General features: G+C 49.9%; 30 protein-coding genes, 1 tRNA gene and 2 pseudogenes. 21 read left to right on the top strand and 12 right to left on the bottom strand.

Features of this window, described 5'->3' with window-relative positions:
- Window positions 1–3: 3 nt before the first annotated feature.
- Complete coding sequence (locus KR100_RS16070; RefSeq protein WP_156098046.1) at window positions 4–174, bottom strand: hypothetical protein; 171 nt, start codon at window positions 172–174, stop codon at window positions 4–6.
- 126 nt (window positions 175–300) lie between these two features.
- Between KR100_RS16070 and lexA the strand changes: the two genes are divergently transcribed.
- The 4 genes from lexA to KR100_RS16065 all read left to right on the top strand — a co-directional run bounded on the left by lexA (window position 301) and on the right by KR100_RS16065 (window position 1,591).
- A complete protein-coding gene (gene lexA / locus KR100_RS10440) occupies window positions 301–921 on the top strand; it encodes a transcriptional repressor LexA (protein WP_038545621.1) in 621 nt (206 codons plus the stop codon).
- 65 nt (window positions 922–986) lie between these two features.
- Window positions 987–1,059 (top strand) — tRNA-Ala (locus KR100_RS10435).
- A gap of 164 nt (window positions 1,060–1,223) precedes the next feature.
- A complete protein-coding gene (locus KR100_RS16610) occupies window positions 1,224–1,379 on the top strand; it encodes a hypothetical protein (protein WP_204207695.1) in 156 nt (51 codons plus the stop codon).
- Complete coding sequence (locus KR100_RS16065; protein WP_156098045.1) at window positions 1,379–1,591, top strand: hypothetical protein; 213 nt, start codon at window positions 1,379–1,381, stop codon at window positions 1,589–1,591. Before KR100_RS16610 ends, KR100_RS16065 begins: the two co-directional genes overlap by 1 nt.
- A 372-nt stretch (window positions 1,592–1,963) precedes the next feature.
- On the opposite strand, the gene KR100_RS14505 is transcribed toward KR100_RS16065, so the two are convergent.
- Window positions 1,964–2,998: a reprolysin-like metallopeptidase gene (locus tag KR100_RS14505; RefSeq protein ID WP_051847465.1), complete on the bottom strand. Its 1,035-nt coding sequence runs from the start codon at window positions 2,996–2,998 to the stop codon at window positions 1,964–1,966.
- Window positions 2,999–3,349: 351 nt separating this feature from the next.
- On the opposite strand from KR100_RS14505, the pseudogene KR100_RS15400 reads away from it, so the two are divergent.
- Both KR100_RS15400 and KR100_RS16060 read left to right on the top strand, forming a co-directional pair.
- Window positions 3,350–3,704: pseudogene (locus KR100_RS15400) on the top strand (Nif11-like leader peptide family natural product precursor).
- 68 nt (window positions 3,705–3,772) lie between these two features.
- Complete coding sequence (locus tag KR100_RS16060) at window positions 3,773–4,039, top strand: hypothetical protein (protein ID WP_156098044.1); 267 nt, start codon at window positions 3,773–3,775, stop codon at window positions 4,037–4,039.
- Between the two features lie 182 nt (window positions 4,040–4,221).
- On the opposite strand, the gene KR100_RS10420 is transcribed toward KR100_RS16060, so the two are convergent.
- Window positions 4,222–4,524 (bottom strand): hypothetical protein, encoded by a 303-nt coding sequence (locus KR100_RS10420; RefSeq protein ID WP_204207693.1) that lies wholly within the window; start codon window positions 4,522–4,524, stop codon window positions 4,222–4,224.
- A 176-nt stretch (window positions 4,525–4,700) separates the two neighbouring features.
- On the opposite strand from KR100_RS10420, the gene KR100_RS16950 reads away from it, so the two are divergent.
- Window positions 4,701–4,823, top strand: coding sequence for a hypothetical protein (locus tag KR100_RS16950; protein WP_255347479.1), 123 nt, complete (start codon window positions 4,701–4,703; stop codon window positions 4,821–4,823).
- Window positions 4,824–4,866: 43 nt separating this feature from the next.
- Here the strand turns inward: KR100_RS16950 and KR100_RS10415 are convergent, their stop codons facing one another.
- Both KR100_RS10415 and KR100_RS10410 read right to left on the bottom strand, forming a co-directional pair.
- The gene (locus tag KR100_RS10415; RefSeq protein ID WP_162176517.1) at window positions 4,867–5,178 is read right to left on the bottom strand and encodes a hypothetical protein; all 312 of its coding nucleotides are present in this window, start codon (window positions 5,176–5,178) and stop codon (window positions 4,867–4,869) included.
- Window positions 5,179–5,549: 371 nt separating this feature from the next.
- Entirely contained in the window at window positions 5,550–5,843 is a 294-nt protein-coding gene (locus KR100_RS10410) for a DUF1651 domain-containing protein (RefSeq protein WP_369793794.1), read from the bottom strand.
- 111 nt (window positions 5,844–5,954) lie between these two features.
- Between KR100_RS10410 and KR100_RS17065 the strand changes: the two genes are divergently transcribed.
- Entirely contained in the window at window positions 5,955–6,125 is a 171-nt protein-coding gene (locus tag KR100_RS17065) for a glutaminase (RefSeq protein WP_369793793.1), read from the top strand.
- Between the two features lie 3 nt (window positions 6,126–6,128).
- Window positions 6,129–7,793 (top strand): glutaminase A, encoded by a 1,665-nt coding sequence (gene glsA / locus KR100_RS17060; protein WP_071839891.1) that lies wholly within the window; start codon window positions 6,129–6,131, stop codon window positions 7,791–7,793.
- Between the two features lie 265 nt (window positions 7,794–8,058).
- Here the strand turns inward: glsA and KR100_RS10400 are convergent, their stop codons facing one another.
- A complete protein-coding gene (locus tag KR100_RS10400; RefSeq protein ID WP_038545612.1) occupies window positions 8,059–8,553 on the bottom strand; it encodes a hypothetical protein in 495 nt (164 codons plus the stop codon).
- A 1,120-nt stretch (window positions 8,554–9,673) separates the two neighbouring features.
- On the opposite strand from KR100_RS10400, the gene KR100_RS10395 reads away from it, so the two are divergent.
- Together KR100_RS10395 and KR100_RS10390 are read left to right on the top strand one after the other, a co-directional pair.
- A complete protein-coding gene (locus tag KR100_RS10395) occupies window positions 9,674–10,252 on the top strand; it encodes a tetratricopeptide repeat protein (protein ID WP_156098040.1) in 579 nt (192 codons plus the stop codon).
- Window positions 10,253–11,037: 785 nt separating this feature from the next.
- A complete protein-coding gene (locus KR100_RS10390; RefSeq protein WP_156098039.1) occupies window positions 11,038–11,340 on the top strand; it encodes a hypothetical protein in 303 nt (100 codons plus the stop codon).
- Between the two features lie 109 nt (window positions 11,341–11,449).
- Here the strand turns inward: KR100_RS10390 and KR100_RS10385 are convergent, their stop codons facing one another.
- Entirely contained in the window at window positions 11,450–11,770 is a 321-nt protein-coding gene (locus tag KR100_RS10385; protein WP_038545606.1) for a hypothetical protein, read from the bottom strand.
- A gap of 773 nt (window positions 11,771–12,543) precedes the next feature.
- On the opposite strand from KR100_RS10385, the gene KR100_RS10380 reads away from it, so the two are divergent.
- The 3 genes from KR100_RS10380 (at window position 12,544) to KR100_RS10360 (ending at window position 15,171) form a co-directional block, all read left to right on the top strand.
- Window positions 12,544–13,377, top strand: a complete 834-nt coding sequence (locus tag KR100_RS10380) for a PfkB family carbohydrate kinase (protein WP_038545603.1) — start codon at window positions 12,544–12,546, stop codon at window positions 13,375–13,377.
- 94 nt (window positions 13,378–13,471) lie between these two features.
- Window positions 13,472–13,768: a hypothetical protein gene (locus KR100_RS10375; protein ID WP_038545600.1), complete on the top strand. Its 297-nt coding sequence runs from the start codon at window positions 13,472–13,474 to the stop codon at window positions 13,766–13,768.
- Between the two features lie 539 nt (window positions 13,769–14,307).
- Window positions 14,308–15,171 (top strand): hypothetical protein, encoded by an 864-nt coding sequence (locus tag KR100_RS10360; protein WP_156098038.1) that lies wholly within the window; start codon window positions 14,308–14,310, stop codon window positions 15,169–15,171.
- A 151-nt stretch (window positions 15,172–15,322) separates the two neighbouring features.
- Here KR100_RS10360 and KR100_RS16605 read toward each other — a convergent pair whose 3' ends face one another.
- On the bottom strand, window positions 15,323–15,493 hold the full coding sequence (locus KR100_RS16605) for a hypothetical protein (RefSeq protein WP_204207691.1): 171 nt from the start codon (window positions 15,491–15,493) through the stop codon (window positions 15,323–15,325).
- A gap of 182 nt (window positions 15,494–15,675) precedes the next feature.
- Here KR100_RS16605 and KR100_RS10355 point away from each other — a divergent pair, with 182 nt between their 5' ends.
- The 3 genes from KR100_RS10355 to KR100_RS17055 all read left to right on the top strand — a co-directional run bounded on the left by KR100_RS10355 (window position 15,676) and on the right by KR100_RS17055 (window position 16,710).
- Window positions 15,676–15,945 carry a DUF3303 domain-containing protein gene (locus tag KR100_RS10355; RefSeq protein ID WP_038545588.1) on the top strand — a complete coding sequence of 90 codons (270 nt, stop codon included), beginning with the start codon at window positions 15,676–15,678 and terminating at the stop codon, window positions 15,943–15,945.
- A gap of 335 nt (window positions 15,946–16,280) precedes the next feature.
- Entirely contained in the window at window positions 16,281–16,529 is a 249-nt protein-coding gene (locus KR100_RS16395; RefSeq protein ID WP_162176516.1) for a hypothetical protein, read from the top strand.
- Window positions 16,444–16,710: a hypothetical protein gene (locus tag KR100_RS17055; RefSeq protein ID WP_038545586.1), complete on the top strand. Its 267-nt coding sequence runs from the start codon at window positions 16,444–16,446 to the stop codon at window positions 16,708–16,710. The genes KR100_RS16395 and KR100_RS17055 overlap by 86 nt, the downstream gene beginning before the upstream one ends.
- A 632-nt stretch (window positions 16,711–17,342) precedes the next feature.
- On the opposite strand, the gene KR100_RS16030 is transcribed toward KR100_RS17055, so the two are convergent.
- Window positions 17,343–17,522 (bottom strand): hypothetical protein, encoded by a 180-nt coding sequence (locus KR100_RS16030; protein WP_156098037.1) that lies wholly within the window; start codon window positions 17,520–17,522, stop codon window positions 17,343–17,345.
- Between the two features lie 183 nt (window positions 17,523–17,705).
- Window positions 17,706–17,951: a hypothetical protein gene (locus KR100_RS10345; protein ID WP_038545582.1), complete on the bottom strand. Its 246-nt coding sequence runs from the start codon at window positions 17,949–17,951 to the stop codon at window positions 17,706–17,708.
- A gap of 107 nt (window positions 17,952–18,058) precedes the next feature.
- Here KR100_RS10345 and KR100_RS15060 point away from each other — a divergent pair.
- The 4 genes and pseudogenes from KR100_RS15060 to KR100_RS10325 form a co-directional block, all read left to right on the top strand.
- Window positions 18,059–18,391, top strand: a pseudogene (locus tag KR100_RS15060) (thermonuclease family protein); the annotation flags it as partial.
- Window positions 18,392–18,425: 34 nt separating this feature from the next.
- Entirely contained in the window at window positions 18,426–18,782 is a 357-nt protein-coding gene (locus tag KR100_RS16800; RefSeq protein WP_038545577.1) for a hypothetical protein, read from the top strand.
- 854 nt (window positions 18,783–19,636) lie between these two features.
- Window positions 19,637–19,810 (top strand): hypothetical protein, encoded by a 174-nt coding sequence (locus KR100_RS16025; protein WP_156098036.1) that lies wholly within the window; start codon window positions 19,637–19,639, stop codon window positions 19,808–19,810.
- Window positions 19,811–20,125: 315 nt separating this feature from the next.
- Window positions 20,126–20,848, top strand: a complete 723-nt coding sequence (locus KR100_RS10325) for a GAF domain-containing protein (RefSeq protein ID WP_038545572.1) — start codon at window positions 20,126–20,128, stop codon at window positions 20,846–20,848.
- A gap of 2 nt (window positions 20,849–20,850) precedes the next feature.
- Here KR100_RS10325 and KR100_RS10320 read toward each other — a convergent pair whose 3' ends face one another.
- Both KR100_RS10320 and KR100_RS10315 read right to left on the bottom strand, forming a co-directional pair.
- Window positions 20,851–21,075: a DUF3136 domain-containing protein gene (locus KR100_RS10320; RefSeq protein ID WP_038545570.1), complete on the bottom strand. Its 225-nt coding sequence runs from the start codon at window positions 21,073–21,075 to the stop codon at window positions 20,851–20,853.
- Window positions 21,076–21,325: 250 nt separating this feature from the next.
- The gene (locus KR100_RS10315; protein ID WP_038545568.1) at window positions 21,326–21,733 is read right to left on the bottom strand and encodes a Rid family detoxifying hydrolase; all 408 of its coding nucleotides are present in this window, start codon (window positions 21,731–21,733) and stop codon (window positions 21,326–21,328) included.

Genomic DNA, 21,733 nt, shown 5'->3' with positions numbered 1-21,733 from the left:
GAGTCAGTCTGAGAGGCTGTTCTCCAGCTGTGGCCGCTTCGAGTCCACCAGGTGCATGGATGAGATGAAAGCCTGTGAGCAGTTTCCGTTTCGGCAGAGCCGAACCATGTACCCCATTCCGTCATCGGTTGGAATCACGTCGAATGTGGCGTTGTGATCCGCTGTTGTGTTCATGGATCAGGATCTGATTTCACCTGTTAAAGGTCACAGAGCAGCACCAATCAAGGGAGTGTTTGTTCTCAAGGTTGCGGCGGGGAATGATGATCGGTACAAATGTATTGACGATCGTTTGTTCTTCCGGTGACAGGCTCTGGGCCCGATTCTCTGACCCCTGCGCAGCAGGAGCTTTATGACTGGCTGGCGGATTACATCGGTACCTATCACCACAGCCCCTCAATCCGCCAGATGATGCAGGCCATGGGCCTGCGATCACCGGCCCCGATTCAGAGCCGACTGCGCCATCTGCAGCAGAAAGGCTGGATCACCTGGCAGGAAGGACAGGCAAGGACGCTGCAACTGCTCGGGGGAATTGTTGGAGGTGGGATTCCTGTTCTGGGCGCTGTTGCTGCGGGCGGTCTGGTGGAAACCTTCGACGATGTGGAGGAGCGTCTTGATCTCGGGTCGGTGCTGGAAACGCGTGGACTCTTCGCTCTCACCGTGAATGGCGACTCGATGGTGGATGCCCACATCGCCGATGGCGATGTGGTGCTGATGGAGCCCGTGCTTGATCCATCCAGGCTGCGGCCTGGAACGGTGGTGAGTGCCCTGGTTCCTGGCAGTGGGACAACGTTGAAACACTTCCATCGCGACGGGGCTGTCGTGCGTCTTGAAGCTGCGAACCCTGCCTACGAACCATTGGAGATCCCTGCTGATCAGGTTCAGGTTCAAGGGCGTCTCGTGGCGGTATGGCGTCAGGTGTGACGGGAGCTGCGGTGTAAAGTCCTACACGACGGCGGCACGAGCCTGATGGCATCACCGGCGTTCATGGGGCCATAGCTCAGCTGGTAGAGCACCTGCATGGCATGCAGGGGGTCAGGAGTTCGAGTCTCCTTGGCTCCACTAGGTTTTCACCAAGTGGGACTCCCCGAGTAGAGCAAAAGCTAGAGCAAGAACGGAGAGGCAAAGCGGTTTTGCTCTAAATCCACCCTTGCGGACTCCAAGATCAGATCCCGCTGGAGCAGGTGCAGCGCCCCGCCCATCGTTGCGATGGCAGCGGTCAGATCGTGTTCAGCCATTCAGGCGCAGCACCACGCGATCGTCAGATGATCAGCCCGCATATCATCCTTGTTTGGGGGAGTGAAAAATTTGCAACAACCTCTGTAAGGCGATATGCCCTGAAAGCCCTGAAAGCCCTGAAAGCCCTGAAAGCAGAAGAGTGATGGTGCATGCCTCCGAGGGGATGAGCCCCACAAAACACAATTTTCAAATGAAACTCTTCACTTCGATTGCTGCCGCTGTTGTACTCGGTGCATCATTCGTTGCTTCCGGCTCTGCAGAAGCCAAAGGAAACTGCACGTTTACAGAGACTTCCGGAAAAACCATCGTTCAGTCTGCGGTAGTTCATGGGAGCCATGGGCAACATTTGGATTGAGTGGGGAGATGGGGGTAGAACAAATTTCATACGAATGTCCAATGGATCTTTTCGCGACGATGGCGGAAATGCTTGGGATTTGAATGAACATCGTGGAGCGCGATTACAAATGCGACGCCAGGATGGTGCAACAATGAGTTGTTTCAGCCCTTGGTAACAGTTTGTCGGGACGACTGAAGCCATCGAAAAGCGGCTGAAAGTTATACAAAACCCGCAAGGGGAAGACAGGGCAGTTTGATTGTGCTGATCGATCTCCCAAAAAACCTACATGCAATACCAAAGCATCATAAGGATGTGTAGATGCGATAAAAGCAATAGGAGTATAGAAGTAATTTAATTTGACGACTCAGAAAAACTCTCGCATTTGAATAGTTAGTCCCAGTTTATATAAGTCATTGCATTTTCTACTTCATCTACGAGCGCCCTTGTGATGAGTGTCGAGCCATGCTGATGATCCACCCTTACGTCTAATCCTTCTTTCAAGATTGTGTAAGGTTCGAGGTCGAAGCCAATCTGAATTCCGTCCTGTCTTGAATCAAAGTCTGTAATGACATCTTTGCCTCTAGACAATCTGAATATGTCCCGCCCTGCGTTGCCCGTCAAAATGTCATTGCCATTACCACCATCAAGTAAATCACCAAGCTTTCCACCAGATAAAATGTCGTTTCCCTCAAGACTGATTAGCACTGACTGTTTTCTTTTAAATCCAATTAACCTGTCATCTTTTGCATCTCCTATGATGAACTGTGGTGCTCTCAATAACTCTTTATCAGGCTGTTTAGATTTGCCCCAAATTCTGATTAAGGATTTTATGTCTATATCCTGGAACCAGACTTTTAGGTTGCCAAAGGAATCATAGCTGCTGTAGCCCATGAGCGTATCAACTGTCACCTCGTTCTCATTTTTTACCGCATGGTCTCCATCGTCCTTGTCCCATGGATGCTCCAGTCCAAGAAGATGACCTATCTCATGGGTAAATATATGCTTCCAATCTTGCATTTGAGACTTTGAATGTCGCCCCCTCTTGCCTTCTGGCTGTTCGTACACCATGTAAATTTCAATATAGTCACCTCCATCGCTCCAGTCGCCATTTAATGACCAGTTATCATCCAGTGTTGTTAAAGCAATTCTGAGATCCGCAGACCTTTCTCTATTTGTTTGTTTGATCGTTACACCAAAAGCATCATTAACCTGCTGGAATGTTTCTCGCATTGTGCGATATTGCCACTTTGCCGGCTTCTTCGACCGTGATTCCTCCCATTCATCGGTCTCAGGATTGTAAGGATTCATTCGATCCCCACCTGGCGAGATATAGATCTCGATGGTCCGATCTTCCCCAACAACTGCTTTCATATCATCGATCCATTTCCTCGAACTAATCATCTCGTCGAATTTAATTTTTTTCATTTCTATTAATCAATAATTCCAAAGAATCCTAATGTTGTAGTATGCTTTTCCCGCGATATATCCTGATTCCCTGTCATTCTCGCTTTGAACTGCTTTATTGATGTCGGTTACCACTTTTCAGTCTTCTTGTCGGGAAGCCTGATGTTGAATGAGTAGTCAGCTGAAAGTCATACAAAACCTGCAAAGGAAAGACAGGGCAGTTTGATTGTGCTGATCGATCTCCCGACAAAACCTCACACACGCCACCCCGTCAGCAATGACGGGGCTTTTGATGCGAGGTGATTTGTTCATCACGGAACACCACCTGACCACTGATATTGCTATCAACAGCTCATACACCCTCCATCACCAATGTCAGAAGAGCAACTCAAAGCCTTTCTAGAGAAGGTCAAAGCTGACACCAGCCTTCAGGAAAAGCTCAAAGCAGCAGCCTCCCCTGAAGCTGTTACTGAAATTGATAAAAGAAGCAGGGTTTTCAATAACCGCAGAAGACATTCAATCAATGCAATCGTCAACGGTTGAATTGTCAGACAAGGAGCTGGAAGCTGCAGCTGGCGGCTTTTGGGTGAGACGGGTGGCTGCTTCGTGTGTACTTCTGCCGGTTAATAACCCTTCTGGTCTTGTTACAATGACCTTACAGCGCATTAATTGTAGCCTACGCCCTCAAAGCCTCTGCATTGACAGGGGTTCTTTATTACTTCAATAGTCTGACTAACCCCATAAATCAGCCTTCAATGCTAGTTTTGATAGATCATTAGCAAAACTATTGTCCCCATGAAGATTGCATTGTTGTTAATATCCTTGGTCGTTGGTTCAATCCAAGCCTATGCGGCTGTTTACACGACAAAGAATGGCACAAAATATTATACCAAACCAAATGGAGATCAAATTTACGTTAAGCAATCTCTAATTCAAACACCACCAATTGAAGAGAAAAATGGGTGGTGTTTTTTCAAGCTCTTTGATGGCAGAGGAAATCCCATGAATCCACCAGCAGCATGGACTAAGTGCAGCAATCTTGAAAAGTTTGTTGGGAACTGATCGAAACCAAACAACTCAGTCTCAAAGATTGAACTTAATGCATTCAAACTGCAAAATGTGTTTTTTATTCGAGCAAGCTGTGCTGCCCAAGATACCTGCAAGATCACACCCCTCTAGGTGCAGTGTCTCACCTTTCAAGGCCCTGTGTGTCTGAGGGGGGCTTTCAACCCTTTCGATGCTTTCTACCCAGTGCTGAACAGCTTTGAAAAGAAGAGGTTCAACAGTTGGCTATGCAATACGAAAGAGTCGAAAGCCTTGAAAGACGTCAGGCACACCCCCCTGCTTTTCAGCGGTTGAAAGGAAACGACCTTTCTGCGTTTGTGGTCTGAGCGGGTCTGCTTCTCCACTATCCCTTTGTTGGCCAACGCATCAAGCACCTGCAGCGCCTTTTGACGGGCGTTGTCCCCCAGCTCTGGAGCCATTGCCTTGGCAACCTCTCCTGGCTCAATGGCCTTGCTGGTGCGCAACCAGTGCTCTTCAACCAACGACAGCATGTTGCTTTGCCGTTCGGTGAGTTTTGCCCGTGGTTCAACAGTTCAACAGCGGGGAACACTCATGGAAGTCACGTCTAACCCATGACCTTCGAAACCCGCATCGCACTGTTCCTGCTGAATGAACTCATCTCAGCACTGTGCGCCAACGATCCTGACGCCTTCAAGAGTTGGCTTTGTGGCGGGGGGTGCAGGACCTTGGTAAGCCTGAAGTGGAAGAACTGCTGCTGAACTGGCTTGCCCCGTTTCTGTCTGAAGAAGAGAAGGACAGGCTGGTGGGTTGGATTACCTGATTAATGCAATGAAGCAGCCGGATATTTACACACACACATTTTATCAGCGAGGCATTTTTTTGTAAATCGCTTTGTAGGCTTCCGGGAAAATCTCAGGCATCCGTCTGATTTCTTTCTTGATTGATTTCCAGCATTGCTCTGATCCATCACTGTACTCTTCCTCAACAATAGAACGTATGGCTGATTGCAAATCCATTCCCTCACCGACATAGACATCAACGTTATACGCCGCCTCGTAGCTCTGGCAGATCCCTGCTTTGGAAATCGTGCCCATCAACAATAAAGTCGCCGAAGCGGTAATCATTAACCCATATTTCATAGCCGCTTGATCAACTGTTTTCGTTGATAATAGCATCGATCGCTAGTTCAAGACAAAACAACTAATTGCTGGGGAACGTCTCGATCAGAGCTTCCGTCATGTCGTTAACGTCTTGGTAATATTTTAAGGTGTCGCTCTTGTGATCAGCAAGGCAAGATATTAAAGGCGCTAATCTTTTCTTCATTTGTTGATAAAATCTCAATCGATTGCGTTCTGCTTCTGGCCCTGGATAGGTTAATGCCATTCCATTAAATCTTTTCAATTGATCCACCACGCTATGAAATGATCTTGCGTATGAAGCGCATGGTGCCGGAACAAGCGGTATCGATATCGCATGATTAGCAATTGATAGGAAAGTAATTACGAACAGGATGTTGTTCATTCTTGATCTTGATGCTGGGGGGTGACTAACGCACCGGTGGTGAACACCGTTCCCAGCCCGTCTTGAGCATCGTCTCCCAGGCTTCGATGGCGTTATGGCGCAGCATCCGCCGCCTCGTCTGCGGGATTGGGTAGTCGGGTGGTCGCCAGTGAAACGTCCGCAAGATCACCCACTCCGTATAAGCCGTTGGGACGTCGGGTTTGAACTGAACAACTTTGTTCTGATCGGAATTCACAAGCCAACCCTCACCCCCTGCACTCACAGGTTGATCGTTGGGATTGGGGCGGTACAGGGGCATCGGAGAAGTCTGGCCAGCCATTTCGGATGGCATGGGCAACATGCAGCCAGCCAATCAGTAACAGAAGAGAGAGATCTGCCACAGTTTTAGCAGTGGGATCAATCAAACCCCTTTTCAGTCTCCCCCACATCCATGGGAAACCGCGTGGTGAACTCCTCGGCAATTCAGCAAATCTTGGAGGATGTTTATGCACGCTTTAGAGATCTTCGCGAAGGTCGGCCAGCTGACTACATCCCTGAGTTAGCCAAGGCCAATCCCGACGATTTCGGCATCGTCATCGCCACCACCGATGGTCGCCTTTAGCAAGTGGGGGATACAGCGAAGGACTTCACGATTCAGTCGATCTCCAAACCATTCGCGTTTGGGCTGGCCCTGAAGCTCCTCTCCTCAGATCACATGCTCGCGAAGGTAGGAGTTGAGCCCTCTGGCGATGCCTTCAACGCCATCAGCCTTCATCCGGTCACAGGAATTCCCCGGAACCCGATGATCAACGCCGGCGCCATTGCCACCACTGCCCTGATCTGGGCCCACGATCCCGAACGAGCGGAATCGCTCTTGCTGGATTTCCTCTCCGATATGGCTGGCACACCCAAACGCCTCTCTGTTGACGAAGACGTGTTCCGCTCCGAGCGGGACACCGGACACCGAAACCGGGCGATCGGATACCTGCTGCGCAACTCTGATGTGATCACATCCTCACCTGAGCAAGCGCTGGATCTGTATTTCCGAGAGTGCTCCGTGTCTGTGAGCTGCCGCGATCTTGCTGTCATGGCGGCCACTCTTGCCTGCCAAGGGCGAAATCCCATCACGAACGTGGTGGGGCTCGATGCCATGTGCAACACCGATGTCCTCGCGGTGATGGGCAGCTGCGGCATGTACGACTACACAGGCCAGTGGCTCTACAACGTGGGCATGCCTGCGAAGAGCGGTGTCGGTGGTGGCGTGATGGCCGTCGTGCCAGGGCGCCTTGGCATCGCTGTGTACTCACCGCCCCTGGATACCTACGGCAACTCCTGCCGGGGCATCGCTGTTTGTGAGGAGCTGTCGAAACGACTCGAGCTGCACCTCTTTGACCAGCCCAATCGTGGAGGAATGGTCATTCGTTCCTCCACCAGTGGCCAAAAGCGCTATTCGCGCCGCTGGCGAAGCAAAGTCGATTTCGATCTCCTGAAAGAACACGGCGAGCGGATCAAGGTGCTGCAGGTGCAAGGGGTTCTTGACTTTGCAGCCGTGGAAGAACTGCTGGCCCACCTCGAAGGCAGCACGACGAATGAGTCGTTCGTCGTGCTCGACCTGGCTCAGGTGTTGGCGTTACCGGAAGTCAGTGTCCAATTGCTTCGCGATGCCCTCAGCAATCTGCAGAAGCAAGGAATTTGTTGCCTGGCATGTCGAGGAGAACACCTCAAAAATTTCTGGCCAACGGAGGAAAGCGAAGCCGCGGGCTGGTTCGAAAGCCTTGATAGGGCACTTGAAACGGTCGAGAACCGCCTCCTGGAGCAGTTGCACCGCACGCAGGTTGGCGAACGACTCCCCCACAACTCCATCACCCTGTTGGCAGACCTCGGCGAGCAAACCAGGACTCGTTTGATGCCGCTGCTGGAGCGACGCCACTACAACACCAACGATCTGCTGTGCCGCAAAGGTGATGCAGGGTCCGAACTCTTTTTGGTGGAGACCGGCCTTATCAGTGCAGGAATCGAGAGTTCGACAAGAAGCAAACGGATCCGCTTCGCCACGTTCAGCTCAGGTGTATGCATCGGTGAAATTGCCTTCCTCAACAACCTGCCCCGCACCGCCGACCTCGTGGCGGATGAGGACAGCACCTGCCTTGTGCTGCACCGCGACACCTTCGAACAGCTTCAGCACGAGGAGCCGGACGTTGCGATCGACATCATCTTGGCCCTCCACCGCGACCTGGCACGCAAGGTGGATCGCGCCAATCAACAGCTCAGCCTTCTAAAGCAGCGATGAGCTTGGGCGGGCCAATGTCCGAGACTGATCCCATGACAGTTTCACCGTTAACGAAACCACTGCCTGGAGCCCCAGCAGCTTCCTCTAACCGTGGCAGTTACTGGATCACCACTTTCGGCTGCCAGATGAACAAGGCGGATTCCGAGCGGATGGCGGGGTTTGTTATTACTTGAGAAAAGAGTGGAACACTTCAGACAGTTACGTCTGACCCACAACGCCACACGCAAAGCCTCAACAGGCGAGACATGCCGCGTGACCATCAGGATTACCGGCCGATAGGCATGAGCTCGGACCCACCAAGGGCTTTCCCTTTGGTCGCTAAATCGTACATTTCCTGGTGAATATTCTCCGATTCCTTACTAAACCAGTTGGCTAACTCTGGCTGCACAATTATTTTTGGGCCAAGGTCAACGAATGAATACTCAAGCGTAATAAAGTCACCTCCAACAGTTCGATAACCAAGCTCAAGAAGAACCCGGCCGCTTGTAAATGGTATATCAATCTGTGCTTTTGTTGCGTTGGGGCCGAGTTCCACCACCTTTGTAGCAACAGTGCCATCACCGGACGCATCTCTGATTCTGATCATCAACGCTGCTTCTTTACTTTGGCTCAGCAAGACCTGAGTTTGCTTCCTAAGGCCCCATTGGCACGCGATGGCATTGGAGCAAACCGAGGTCTTCAAAAACGAGAGATCTTGCTTCAGGACCTGGGTTTTCTTGCCCTGTCTGAGCAAACCAAGTTTCGAGAGCAGCCATTTCATCGCATTGATTTCAAACGTGATCGTTGATAGCCCATTTTTGGGCTGGCATGAGAGATTCTTTTTAACGCTTAATCCGAGTATCTGTTGTTACCATGGAGCTTGAGCGATTCTTCCTGCTCAACCATGCGGCTGGGCTAATGAGCGAGAGACATTTTTGGCAATACGACTTGCCGCTAATTATTGCTGGATTGTGAGTTGGGAAGCCTGATGCCAAAGCAGAGCGGCTGAAAGCTATACAAAACCCGCGAGGTGAAGACTGGGCAGTTTGATTATGCTGATCGATCTTCCGACAAAACCTCACACACACTCCCTCCGTCTGCAATGGCGGGGTTTTGGTGGTCAGAGGAGTGCCGCCAGATAGGAGAATATCTATACCTCAAAATCCCTGGTACAGGTGATGACACAGTCGAGGCGAGAAGCCATTCTGTGTTGCCGGGGCGAGAGCTTCACACATCACAAGAATCAGATGAAACCCTTCAGCGCAATCACAGCTGCCACTGCGGTCGGTGCTTCTTTTTTTGCGGCTTCCCCTGTTCAGGCTGTTGATTTTCCCTTTAGGACACTTGGATTCGACTATGAGCAGAATTATCCTTGTACATTGATTGTCATAAGTGATCAGCCTTCTGAGAACCAAGATGACTTGGGTTTTTGGCTGTCTCCACCGAATCCTCAGGGCCTGGTGAGGTACCCAGCTGAGTGCGTTAACGAATACGAGGGAAGCAGTGAGAGTATGCCCACAAATTTAGAAGTTGATTGTACAAATAAGCGAATGAGTTCAAGTTCTTGGGGTCCACTCGGTGTCTTCTATGATGAAGACGAGAAAGTATTTACATCAAATGATTTTGGATCGGAGTTGTCAATCTATGGTAAGAATCATGAGTCCTATTTGCATAATGTTGTCTATAAGCCGATATACCAAGCGATTTGTCAAAGCTAAATTGCTGGATCAATAGAGGAGCCAATTCTGAAGATTCATTTCTGCAGCACGAAATAAGCTCTGGATGTTGATTTAACAAAACCTCCATCCCGTCACAATGGCGGGCTTTCTGTGTTTGTAGATCAGATACAGGCAGGTTTGGCTAAACAGAGCTATAGATCAATCATCCATGCACTCCTCAGGATGCCTCGTGTCACAACTGCCTTTGCTGCTGCGTTGGCCCTGATCCTGCCAATAGGACGCCCGTTGCTGGTTGGGCTGACGCCTGCCATTGGAATTGGTGCAGGGTTGCTGTCAACGCAGACGGCACAAGCACAAATCATAATGAGCCTTTATGAGTCAGGATTAGAGAAGTTTCAGAAAGGCGATTATGAAGGAGCAATTTCTGATTTCAGTAAGATGATCAAATTAGATCCTCAGAATCGGTCTGGATACTACGCTCGAGCTATGTCAAAATTAAATACAGGACAATATAAAAGCAGTGTCAAAGATTCCACCAAAGCGATAAAGATTGATCCCAATTTTGCCAGAGCCTATCTGGTGCGAAGCCAAGCAAAGATGAAATTAGGTAATATTCAAGGAGCCGTAAAAGATCTTGATAAGGTAATTATATTGGATTCCAAAAATGCTTTTGCATACAGAGTTCGTGGTCTCCACAAAGAAAAATTAGCTGACCTTGAAGGCGCTTGTGCTGATTGGAGAAAGGCAGCGGAATTAAGTGATAAGTCACCTGTTGCTGAATGGGTAAGAGATCAGTGCTGAAATCTGGCGCTGTCTGATTCAAACGCTTTCAAGGCATCCCTCCGTCATCGAATGGCGGGGTTTTTGTGTTTTTAGAGCAGATATAGACAGGGCTGGCTGATCAGAGCTAGAGATGAATCCATCCATGCAGCTCTTAGGATGACCCAGGCTACAACTGCCTTTGCTGCTGCCTTTGTCCTGCTCTTGCGAGTAGGACGTACGCTGCCGGTTGGGCTGACTCCTGCCGTTGGAATTGGTGCAGTGTCGAAATCATGAGTCACGTCGGATCAGAGACACCTGTCAAACTCAATGACGATTGCTGCCTGTTGGAAGGTTATAATATGAAATCAATCAAAACGCTGAATGACATGAAGGTATAACATGAGTTATTGCTTCGTGGAGAAGTATGTTCGCGTGAACTAGTCAACAATGAAGGCAGACAATTAATGCGTTAATCAGCATTGACTACCATGGCAAATAAAGGTGGTTAGGTCAGCTATTTAACTCTTGGGTGTGGTGTCTCAAGAGCAATTGTCAAAGCTACGTAGTCAGCCAAGACAATACCGACTGCAACGACGTTTCATTCCATTGCATGTCTGATCAATCGATCCCATAAACAAAGGCCCAGGCATGACGTCCGGGTTGTTTGGTTTGAATGTTAGAAATGCTTTTGCCTGCTTCAAATCTTTATGATATAACAGTAAAATTTATTTTTTTCCATAGCGACAAACATAAGCACCAGCGTATCTACAGCAACGTACGATGACGTTTTTGTTAAGCCCAAGCGCAATGGGAAAGCCGATCTGGTGATCAATCATGAACATGCAGGTGAAATGGCGAAGATGCATAAGAAGAATTTCAAAAAATATGGAGATAGCATCATCAGTTATAAGCCTTACGATGAAGATGAATTTTGCTCGTCTAAAATTAAAAAAATCAAAAGTAGCTCCAATCAAATGATCATCAAAGGTAAAAAGAGTAACTGTAAAAATTTGCCGTTGCCATTTGATTCGACCACTGTTTCCTTCGCCTGGGGTTACGATTCCTTTGGCGAGGCTGAAAAGGCTGCAGAAGGATATGGGGATTTATTCGCCTTGGTTGACTACTAAATTGTCAAGTACCAACACTTCAAAGTCCCGAATCTAACGGATCTCTCACGGCCAAGAATGCTTAACTACCCCTCAACGGGAATGTCGGTAGTTGACTACTGAATCTTGGTTAGTCACTGGAACTTGCCCATTCCTTGAGGAGAGCTTGGCATTTTGGAGAGTCCTCCAATTCTTGGATTACTTTAAAGACAAGCTGCTTATGTGTGTCGTCGATTTCTTTATCAGTTCCAATATTCGTAAATGTTTCAAGGACCATAGACCTGGGAATCATTCCTTTCTGGTAAGCGTTGCACTCTGCGGCAGCATATCCAATGTAAACACCATACAAGTAAATCTGCAATTCTTTTCCGCTGAGCTGGGCTGAAACTGGGGGATGCAAACTGCCCAGCAGCAGGGCTGTTACGGAAGTACAGATTGAAAGTTTTTTCATTGATTCATCATACGTCCTATCGATACAAACGCCAGCCGCGACTGATAAGCGCTTACGCTTTTAACCAGCCGCCGCAATGGCCTGTTGCTGTTGTTTGAATGCCGCTAGGCCTACAGGCTCTTGAGACCTGTTTTCACGGTCCTGCCGAGCCCGTTTCAGCAGCCTCTGCCGACTTTGTTCAGCACTGATTCCTTAGGATGTATTGGCGGCTTCCTCCCGACCTTTCATTTCAAAAGTGACGTTAACAACACTATAACCCATGCTAATAACTCTACTTAACACAATTAAAGTGTCAGGGTCAGTTTTTAAACCAAGGTCAATCCGAGTTTCGAAAAACAACACTATTTGGACAATTGATCCCAATCCGTAGTTTGTTCTAGCCGTTTCTATTCTTGACGTCTGTCAGATATGGACGAAGATCCTTTAAGGCATCCGCGTAACTGCCCCTTGCAGACATCAGGCTGCTTCATTAACGCTGATTAGAACCACGACTGACACCAGAAAAAGGTGACACCCCCATCACCAAATCCTGAAAAGTAGTTGTCAATTGCAGACTGATCGTGCGCCCTGCTAAGTGCGGCTTACTTAACGTACTGATCGTTGCCTGATTTTCAGCTTCCAGCTGCTCTGCAAAGGTAGATGGCTCACTTGCAAGGTGACGTCGACGACGGTCGAGATGATCACCCTGAGGGATCGGCCTGCCGGAGCAGCTGCAGCGATCAATCTGATCCAGGCAGAATCACGAGAGAGGATGGGATTCCAGCCGTCTGGGACTGCCCTTGTCTCCCGCCTCTTCCCTGCCGCCTCTGCGCTTGGCCGTCGTTGGCCATGTCGAGTGGGTGGAATTTCTGGCAGTGGACCAATTGCCCCGTCCCGGGACCATCGGTCACGCCCTGCGGACCCTTCAGGAACCCGCTGGTGGTGGTGCCGTCGTTGCTGTTCAGATGGCGCGGTTGCAGCAGCAGCCCGTCCAGTTCTTCACGGCCCTAGGCCGCGATTCGGTCGGTGAAGCCTGCGTCAAGCGGCTCGAGCATCTGGGTCTTGAGGTGCATGTCGCCTGGAGGGAGGTGCCAACCCGGCGGGGCCTGAGCTTGGTCGATGGCGAGGGGGACAGGGCGATCACAGTGATAGGCGAGCGGCTGACCCCAGCACTCGACGATCACCTGCCCTGGGAGATTCTCGGCGAATGCGACGGACTCTTCGTCACGGCAGCTGATGCGCCTCTGTTGAAAGCCTGCCGTTCTGCTGCGGTTCTAGCCGCGACGCCGAGGGTTCGTTTGCCTGTGCTGCAGGAGGCCAGGGTGTCCCTCGACGCCCTGATTGGCAGTGGCCTTGATCCGGGTGAGCGCGTGGAGCCGGAGCAGTTGCACCCAACTCCCCACACGCTGATTCGCACGGAAGGTGCCGCGGGAGGACTCAGTCTTCCGGGCGGTCGCTACGACCCTGCACCCCTCCCCGGGCCATTGGTCGAGAGCTATGGCTGCGGTGACAGCTTTGCGGCGGGGGTGGTCACCGGTCTTGCTGCGCGCTGGTCTTTGGCGAAGGCCATCGCCTTGGGTGCCCAGTGTGGAGCCGCCTGTGCGACGCGCTTCGGACCCTATGGCTGAGGAACTGAGACGGTTTTTGAACATCAGGTTCCGGAAGGGCGCGGCGCACGGTTGGTGTTGACGCCCACGACAATGCTTCGAGACACCTGGTCGTATGGCACCCACGAAAAGAGAGATTCTCGCCGCATCAGCAGGCTGGGTAGCCGTCACCTTGAACGTGATTCCGGGCATAGGCGCCGGGTACCTGTACCAGCGCCGCTGGAAGGCGTACTGGATTACATCTGCTCTGGCGACAACCTGGTTTGCACTTGGTGCAGTGCTGGGACAAGGTGCGGAGGGTGCCGAACAAATCCAAAATCAACTCATTGGCTTGCTCGGGCTGGTCGCTCTGGCGATTGGAACAGCCATTGAAGCCGGACTGGCCGCGAAGCAATCTCGTGAACAGAACTGAGATGGATTGAGGCAACAAAACTTTCAGCTGTGCCTCGGAACAAAGTTGAGGAACTCCTTGTCACTGGCGCAGCAACACAAAAGTCACCAGAGCTAGACGCGTTCTGTCACCCTGGGTTTTTTGTTGCCTGAGAACAACGGGGAATAGTTCAGGTCGTCACGACTGACCAACGACCCTCGAACCCCTCATTGTTCTGTTGCTCAATGAACTCCTCTCAGCGCTAAGGGCCAATGACCCTGACAGCTTCAAGAGGTGGCTACGTGGCGGGGTGCAGGACCTTGGAAAGCCTGCAGTGGAAGAGCTGCTTCTGGACTGGCTTGCCCCTTTTCTGACTGAAGACGAAAAGGACAGGTTGATTGCTTGGCATTTGGGGGTGAGCCTGTGAAACCCAGCCTTAGCAGTGCTTTAGAGGACCTGTGACCAAGATCACAGCTGCGGATGACCTGGGTCATCGCTTGAGTCGTTGATTGCAGAGATGGTGAGTTAGCTGAGGAGAGATATCTCCAAAGCAACAATCACCATTAACAGGTATTTTCCTCATGCCCAAAACCAATGCCATTGATGGAGAGTCTTTCTTTCACGACGGTTCAATAGGCCTAGGCCTATCAGAACCTCATCGCATGGAAGGATCAGATGAGTTGAATGAAAACTCCTCCGGGGTTCTGGCAATACAGGCAAATGGCGGTACTGGCCCAGAACTTTATGATCCCAATGCGGGTCCAGAGTTTCTCGAAGGTGTTCCTCAGCATCAGCATGATCTGCTCGATGTCAATCGAAATCAGGCATATATTGACCCGCTGATAGGTGTCAGTTTCCATGTACAGAAAGCCTACATGGCCCAGTCAAGCAATATTCAGCAATTGCTCAAGGACCAAGTGGTGCAAAACAGTACTGAAACCACTACCCAAGGAACATGGCCTTATTCGGTTGATATCACCACAACGTATAATGAACATGGGTACACAACAGGCAAACTATGGAAGCACGATAATGGTTATGAGGCGTATATCAATTCAGATGGGGAGACGACTTATAAAGATTCAAGTGGAAACGAGATAACTCATGATCAATACCAAGAAGGGAGCGGCAGCTGGTGGGAGCGGGTAAAGAAGTGGTTTTCCGACCACAAAGGTGACTCAAACATTACAGCCGAAACAGACATCTATTTGGGGAATTTAATTGACACTCCAGGAAGCCTCGGCTACGAAATGCAAGCCGGTCTTGATCTCAGGAGCGATAACCGCTTTGTCATCGAGCCCATCAACCTGTTTCAGGGGCTTGATGCTGGCGTCATGAATGATGCCGAAGCCAAAGGGCTTGACTCTCGTCTTACTAACCACGATGACTTCCTCCTGGTCAACAACCTCAGCGGCAGCGCAGATCCTGGTGGTAACGACATCTAGTACAACACCAGCGCTTCATCAACCCGTCAGCAATGGCGGGGTTTTTCTATTCGCAGACCAGACGTAGACAGTGTTTGTCAGCAAAGGCTAGAGATGACGTAGCCACCCACTGCAAAAGATGCTTCTTCGGGCTGCAGACTTTGGCTCAATATTATTTTTGTGCTTCCGCTGAGTCCCGTAGGTTTGGTTCCTGCTGAACACATGCATTGTAGGAACGGGCCTGCTGCGCAATGGGAGCGATCTGAATGGCTCCATAGATCACCGCGAAGGTCGCAAGCACTGGATAGAGGTGGGCGTTGATCAGGTCTCTGGATTTGGACATGTGGCAGGTCTTATTTGAATGGATTGTTTTCAGTGCAGATCTTGCGCGCCACCCCATTTCTGGCTGGGATCTCCGGGTAGCAACTCAAGTATCGCCATACATAGGACAAGCCTGATGTTCCTTTGGTTACTAGTGATCCCAGCAGTTAAGGCAAAGATCGAATGGTGTTGAGCTGTTTTTAGATGGCTTGCTTCATAATCCATTGGTGTGCTCCCGACCCCAACAACGAGAAATACGCCCAGGTGATGGTGGATTACGTCAAGGGCGGGAAGCCCATGGATGAATTCGTCGGCTTCAAAAAGCTCTCGCCTCAGATCCACCCTCACCAAGGTGGAGGCTTGCTTCTTTTGAAAGCAGATAATCTGGCAGTAGTGCAGGTACACACCTATCCCTGGACCAAAGGACTGGGTGTCACGGCGACTATCACCCCTGGTCTCAGCGATGGGGCGTAGTGCGATTGGTGCGAGCAAACAACTGAAGAGTTCAGAACGAACAGAGGGAGCGCGTTGCCATCTGGGCTGTGTTCACGGAAATCAAGCGGTATCCCGCTCTCACAGGTTGCCGTCTCTTAACCGTAATTGCTAAAGTAGTTTTATTTTAAAAATAGCAAGTGTTCAAATATCTACTGGGTAAAGGCTTCAAAATTAGCTTTGACGAAAAATTTAAGCCGGAGAACAAGGTTGCAAAAACTAATTTTGTTGTTCGTACGAGTCTAAAAGGATTCTAGAAATATGTAACCCAAAAGAACCTTATCCAAAACCAAGATGCCTATATTTCAATGGACGCAGTGGACGGAGAACATACGAATATTTTGACTGGAGATCTTGTTGGATCTTGGCTAGCTGCCCCACAAGAAAGCCCAGAGAGTTGGCGCATCAGTGGGAGAGCGGGTGATGATTTTATTCAAGGAAGCGATGCTGGATTGAACTACCTTTTGGGAGGTATTGGTAATGACATCATTCATGGTGGAATTGATACTGAAAATACGATTGTCGGAGGTCATGGTGACGACAAGATGTGGGGGATACAATGGTGAAGATACAATCCTTGGTGAACGCGGAGATGATGTAATTTACGCTGGTAAAAATGATGATCACCTTGACGGCGGCTTGGGTAACGACAGGCTTTACGGATACCATGGCAATGACACTCTCATTGGAGGCCAAGGAGATGATTTGCTTTTGGCAGGGATAGGCTCCAATGTCTACAATGGTTGAGCAGGTGCTGACAGATTCGGACTAATGAAGAAACATGAAAATACCATTTATGATTTCGATCCGTCCCAGGGTGATCAGCTTTTGATTCGCAGTAAGCATAGAGATTATATTGAAATAACGGTTATGCCAGATCATTCCGAAGGTTCTTCTTTTGAACTAAAATCCAAAATCGGAACGTGCATCATTTATGCAACTTTAGAAGCCTCGTCAGCTGATATTTTTAATTCTATTAAAGTTATGTAAGTTGTACTTTCAGCGCTGGCCGATCTTCCATTAAAACCCTACACTTCCCCCCTTCAGCAATGGCGGGGTTTTTGTTGTCCGTTGCTCAACGGCACACCCGGGGGAACACTTCAGACAGTCATGTCTGGTGTGCTCCAAGACGCATCATCTTTCATGTTCGACTTTTACGCCCGTAATGATGCCAAGCATGAGCTTTGGTTTCTGATGGTTAGATATCACCCTATGCCTTCAACCCCTCAGCAGAGCATTTGATCATCAGTATCATCGATTGATAAAGCGGTCAAATACCCAATTGTTTTCCAGTGGTCGCGTGATTAAATTGCATGGTAACAAACGAAATCATTGTGACTCACGTCGTTAGATTGGCCTTGGGTGCTGCTGTGGCTTTTTCAGCGTCTGCCGCCCAGGCATCCGACTGCATCACGATCATGAGTGGCAATGATCCAAGCCAAAAAAACGTGGGGGTGACGTGCAAGCGTGTTGCGCGTAACAGTAACAATGGCAATCTTGGCTTTTGGCGTTGCTGCCCAGACGACGAATGAAATGAATAACGCCAGCGAAGATTTCATTCAACTTTGTTGAGCAAACCGATTTCAAGTATTTATAGTTTGGCTTTCAGACTGAGTACATGTCATGCATAAATGGCAGTTCGTAGGGCTGAGTTATTTGGTTTGCTTTTACTGCCTAGTGATCTTGATTGATGAGCTCTATCTGGTCAGTGCGATTCATTTAATTTGGGAAGTGCATTGTGATCAGGTCAACAGAGGCAAGCTGACTCTGTGAAGTTTCTCTGATTCAGGCTTCCATTGAACAACATGATCAGGGTTGATTTTATTCCTTTTAAGGCAATCCCAGATGTCGTCTCCTGCCAAGGTGCCTTTGGACCAATGATCGCCTTGACTGATCATCTGTTTCCTGTTCTCGTCTTTCCAGTCGCTCCACTCCACTTGCGGATATGCAGTAACGTGCTCGTCGAGAATGACGATCGTGAAATTCATTGATTTACCTGACATAAAAGAAATCTTACCGTATTGCTATTGTCTGGTTCGTACGGTGTCGCACGGTATTCACCAGAAGGAATTGTCTTCAGAATAATCTGCTTTTAATGAAGAAAGAATTTTTCAACACCACGTTCACTGCTTTTGGCCTCCTGTCTGCTTTGACGCTGGCATTGCCTTGTTCAAACCTGGCTGAAGTGCGTGATCTTGTCAGGATTGAAGACTGTTATGACGGTGATACCTGTCGGGCGACATCAGGTGAGCGGATTCGTTTGGCCTGCATTGATGCTCCTGATCGTCGTGGCAACCCTGCCGATCAGGATCGTGCTGTTGCAGCGCGAGATCGACTCCGATTGATCGTTGTGGGCAAGACTGTTGATCTTCGACGGATCACCATGGATCGCTATGGCCGAACGGTGGGCGAATTGTTCCTCAATGGAATGAATATCCAGCAGTTGATGGTGGTTGGCGGTCATGCAGTTATTCTTCCAAGGTATGCCCACCAATGTCCCTGGTCACACGTACAAGTGCACCATGACGGGTATGAGTGGTATGCATGCTTGGCATCATACGGCGTTACTGCCACTGATTGGTTCCCACACTTTTGAATACGAGCTGGTATTGATCACCTTTGATTTCACGGCTTCTGTTGATCGTTTTACTTCAGAGTTTTTTCAAGCTGTTTCCAATATCGAACCTTCCAAGATGCGTTCTGTTCTTTCCACCTTTGAGAGATGCATTGGTGAATTAAATCAGTGTCCCAAGGTGTTCGTGGTTAGATTCCATTGGACTTGCGAGCATTTGTTGCGGCACGTCGCCTTTAAACGTTAAAACCCCTTTGCTCTGCGTTGATTGCAGAGTGAATGTTCACATCTTTGGCGAGTCTGATTCCCTTAGGAGTGACCTAAGGAACCTGGACCTACCCCACAAGCTCAGTTCCCATTCAGTCTCTGGATCGCTCCCAATGGATGCTGTCAAGGGAGTTGCCCGGGTGTTCTTAATACATTGAGATGAACAGGGAGGCGCCACGGCCCGGCTTGCTCTGATGATGCAACGAGGAGAGCACTTTTTCTGAAGAGATTGTGAAAATTTGGTTGTAGAGGCACACAAATTGCCTCTGGCGTTGATTTGACTGTAATTTCGTTTGCGACCGCAGGAGATCCAATGCCCGTCTGCACGTATCGTGGCGTCAGCTACCAGAAAGCTTCTCTTCCGAAGCAGGATCTTCTGAAATATGACCGTAAAATCTACAACGACCGTGTCAAGAATGCTTCGAAAGATTTTCGCATGGTCTACCGGTGGGTGAGGCACTAGGGCTCTCGACATCCTGAGCCCCACGTCTTGTACAATGATCTTGATATGTGTAGGCGAATCGTTGACTTTGGGCATGTCTCGAATTTCATTCGCTAAGAATCTTAATTGATATAGACTTTTACCCTCTGATATAAAAACAATGCAATTTGCATTCAGCGAATTGTTAAGCGATATGTTTTTATTTTGTTATGGTCTGTCCCTTCGTTTTGGAAGGCATCAACCTCTAATTCTTATCGTCAAGGCTATAAGAAAGCTTTTTGATGCGGTTTTGTTGTTTCATCGGCTCAATTTTGCAATGGCAATCATAGATGTCTTGAGAGGATTTGATTCGTTCATTTTTCTCGAGGATCTTGTTGTTCTTTGGGGGATGGATGCGTGAAGAGTTTCTGTCAGGTATGTCCTGGCATTGTCTGCGTTGCTTGTCTTTCTTTTTGCTGGCGCGGAACGATCTCCAGGTCGAGCTGAATCGTCTGGATGCTGGTTGTTTTGTAGTTGTTCCCCTTGAAATGTGTCTGAATGATGTGTCTTCACTTGATTCAACTTGAGCTTTGTCGTGCTGCTTTGCTCCCTTGGTGATGCTTTCTGCTTGCGCGTCGTTTTCAGGCGTCGGCCTTATTCATCTCTTCATGGCAGCGTTCATAGAACAGGAGTCGATCGATTGGCAGGCATGCCTTCGGTCCTGATCGACCTTTCCAATTGGTTGTGACGATTTTGAGAGTCTGTTCTGTGTCTTTTTTGATGGATTTGAGTCAGTATGAATAAAAGGTTTGATTTCTATGGAAAAGTTAACTTGAAGTCTTGTTTCGCAGGCTTTTTGCAGAGAAATTTTTTGTAGGTTGAAGTGACTGTTCTCAGATGTTGTGAAAACAGCTGCACGTCCTGAGAATGAGTCGGAACGCCTGGCAGCGCTCCACGAATACAGGATTCTCGGGACCAGGCCAGAGCAGTCCTACGACGACATCACCACAATCGCGTCTGAAACCTGCCGGACTCCCATTGCGCTGTTGAGTCTTGTCGATGCAGATCGCCAATGGTTTAAGTCCCGCGTCGGGCTCGATGTCGAGGAGACGCCTCGCGACTGGTCGTTCTGTGCCCACGCCATTCTCAGCGCAGAGCCGCTGATTGTTCCTGATGCCCACAGGGACGAACGCTTCAAAGACAACCCCCTGGTGTCCGGTGACCCGGGCATTCGCCTGTACGCCGGCTTTCCTCTTCAGAACGATGCGGACCATCGCATTGGGACCCTTTGTGTGATTGATCGCAGGCCTGGCGATCTCGATCCTGCTCAGTGCAAGGTGATGGAGGCTCTGGCTCGCCAGGCTGTGACCTTTCTGGAACTGCGTAAACGATCCATCAGATTGTTGGAGTCCGTCTGCCAGATGGAAAGCAAAGGCGGAATGATCTCAACGTGCTCCTACTGCCGCAAGGCCAAGGATGAGAAAGGACACTGGCTACATCTCGATCAATATCTTTCCCAGCACACCACCCTCAGCTTCAGTCACGGAATCTGCGATGCGTGCATGGAAACGCATTTCCCTGAAGTGATTGAGCTATGGCAGCAGGAGGGGCATCGATCAAACTGACCTCATGACTCTTTTTTTTCAAGGTCGCGCCTGATGAGGGCCAGTAGGTACGAGGGGGATTTGTAACGCGTCGGCAGGCAGCGGTTGAGGGTCTCGAGATGTCCCCAGCAGACGGTTCGTTCGATGTCTTTGGGCGACTTTCCCTGCTGAAGCAAGCGTCTCAAGGCCTTGCAGTACAGAGGGTATCCCGCCTCCAGTTCACCGATGGTCAGCTTCGCCTGGGGCATGAAATCCGTTCCACCACCACCTAAACCTATGAAACCGTCGGACTAGCTTCCCCGGCCCCTCGTCGGGCAAGGGGTGGCAGGTCAGTCGATGTCCTCCGGCGATCTGCTCAGTACAGATGGTCTGCATCCTGAAATGACTGTCGCTCGCAGGGATTTGGCTTGATCTCCGGCGCTGGGCGAAGGCAGTGAAAACGTTGAAGACACCCCCCTCAAACTGCAACACAACGAAGTCTTCTGCGTGGCGAGCGTGTCAAGCGGCGGTTGCGTCGGATCCAAGCCAGGCAATGCAGTCAATCTCAACGCGGGAGCCTTTCGGAAGAGCCGACACCTCCACGCATGCTCTGGCGGGACTGACGCCCTCTCCGAAAACCTCGGCGTACAGCGCATTCACCGTCTGGAAGTCTCCAAGATCCGTCAGGTAGACAGTGCAGCGCACCACCTGGCTGGGGTTGGCGCCAGCTTCCTTGAGAACGGCGATCAGATTGTTCAGCACCTGGCGTGTCTCTGCCGTCACATCCCCGTTGCCCACCATCGATCCCGTGGCCGGATCAATCGGGATCTGTCCTGAGCAGTACAGCCAACCACCCGCCAGCACAGCCTGGTTGTAGGGACCAACCGGCGCAGGGGCTGAGGACGTCGTGATCGCTCGAGCGGACAT

It is taken from the genome of Synechococcus sp. KORDI-100 (assembly GCF_000737535.1).
In the GTDB taxonomy this organism is placed as follows: domain Bacteria; phylum Cyanobacteriota; class Cyanobacteriia; order PCC-6307; family Cyanobiaceae; genus Parasynechococcus.
Note: the sequence above shows the minus strand (reverse complement) of the source record. Positions and strands in the feature narration are given on the sequence as shown.

Excerpts from the sequence above, each read along its gene's own strand:
- KR100_RS10355 (WP_038545588.1), top strand. The coding sequence starts at position 15,676 with ATGGCTTGCTTCATAATCCATTGGTGTGCTCCCGACCCCAACAACGAG.
- KR100_RS10320 (WP_038545570.1), bottom strand. The coding sequence starts at position 21,075 with ATGCCCCAGGCGAAGCTGACCATCGGTGAACTGGAGGCGGGATACCCT.
- KR100_RS10345 (WP_038545582.1), bottom strand. The coding sequence starts at position 17,951 with ATGAATTTCACGATCGTCATTCTCGACGAGCACGTTACTGCATATCCG.
- KR100_RS10360 (WP_156098038.1), top strand. The coding sequence starts at position 14,308 with ATGCCCAAAACCAATGCCATTGATGGAGAGTCTTTCTTTCACGACGGT.
- KR100_RS16070 (WP_156098046.1), bottom strand. The coding sequence starts at position 174 with ATGAACACAACAGCGGATCACAACGCCACATTCGACGTGATTCCAACC.
- KR100_RS16060 (WP_156098044.1), top strand. The coding sequence starts at position 3,773 with ATGAAGATTGCATTGTTGTTAATATCCTTGGTCGTTGGTTCAATCCAA.
- KR100_RS16800 (WP_038545577.1), top strand. The coding sequence starts at position 18,426 with ATGCAGTTATTCTTCCAAGGTATGCCCACCAATGTCCCTGGTCACACG.
- KR100_RS14505 (WP_051847465.1), bottom strand. The coding sequence starts at position 2,998 with ATGAAAAAAATTAAATTCGACGAGATGATTAGTTCGAGGAAATGGATC.
- KR100_RS17055 (WP_038545586.1), top strand. The coding sequence starts at position 16,444 with ATGACATCATTCATGGTGGAATTGATACTGAAAATACGATTGTCGGAG.
- KR100_RS10315 (WP_038545568.1), bottom strand. The coding sequence starts at position 21,733 with ATGTCCGCTCGAGCGATCACGACGTCCTCAGCCCCTGCGCCGGTTGGT.
- KR100_RS10375 (WP_038545600.1), top strand. The coding sequence starts at position 13,472 with ATGGCACCCACGAAAAGAGAGATTCTCGCCGCATCAGCAGGCTGGGTA.
- KR100_RS10385 (WP_038545606.1), bottom strand. The coding sequence starts at position 11,770 with ATGAAAAAACTTTCAATCTGTACTTCCGTAACAGCCCTGCTGCTGGGC.
- KR100_RS16065 (WP_156098045.1), top strand. The coding sequence starts at position 1,379 with ATGGTGCATGCCTCCGAGGGGATGAGCCCCACAAAACACAATTTTCAA.
- KR100_RS10400 (WP_038545612.1), bottom strand. The coding sequence starts at position 8,553 with ATGAAATGGCTGCTCTCGAAACTTGGTTTGCTCAGACAGGGCAAGAAA.
- KR100_RS10395 (WP_156098040.1), top strand. The coding sequence starts at position 9,674 with ATGCCTCGTGTCACAACTGCCTTTGCTGCTGCGTTGGCCCTGATCCTG.
- KR100_RS16030 (WP_156098037.1), bottom strand. The coding sequence starts at position 17,522 with ATGAAATCTTCGCTGGCGTTATTCATTTCATTCGTCGTCTGGGCAGCA.
- KR100_RS16605 (WP_204207691.1), bottom strand. The coding sequence starts at position 15,493 with ATGTCCAAATCCAGAGACCTGATCAACGCCCACCTCTATCCAGTGCTT.
- KR100_RS10415 (WP_162176517.1), bottom strand. The coding sequence starts at position 5,178 with ATGCTATTATCAACGAAAACAGTTGATCAAGCGGCTATGAAATATGGG.
- KR100_RS10410 (WP_369793794.1), bottom strand. The coding sequence starts at position 5,843 with ATGGCTGGCCAGACTTCTCCGATGCCCCTGTACCGCCCCAATCCCAAC.
- KR100_RS17065 (WP_369793793.1), top strand. The coding sequence starts at position 5,955 with ATGGGAAACCGCGTGGTGAACTCCTCGGCAATTCAGCAAATCTTGGAG.
- KR100_RS16025 (WP_156098036.1), top strand. The coding sequence starts at position 19,637 with ATGCGTGAAGAGTTTCTGTCAGGTATGTCCTGGCATTGTCTGCGTTGC.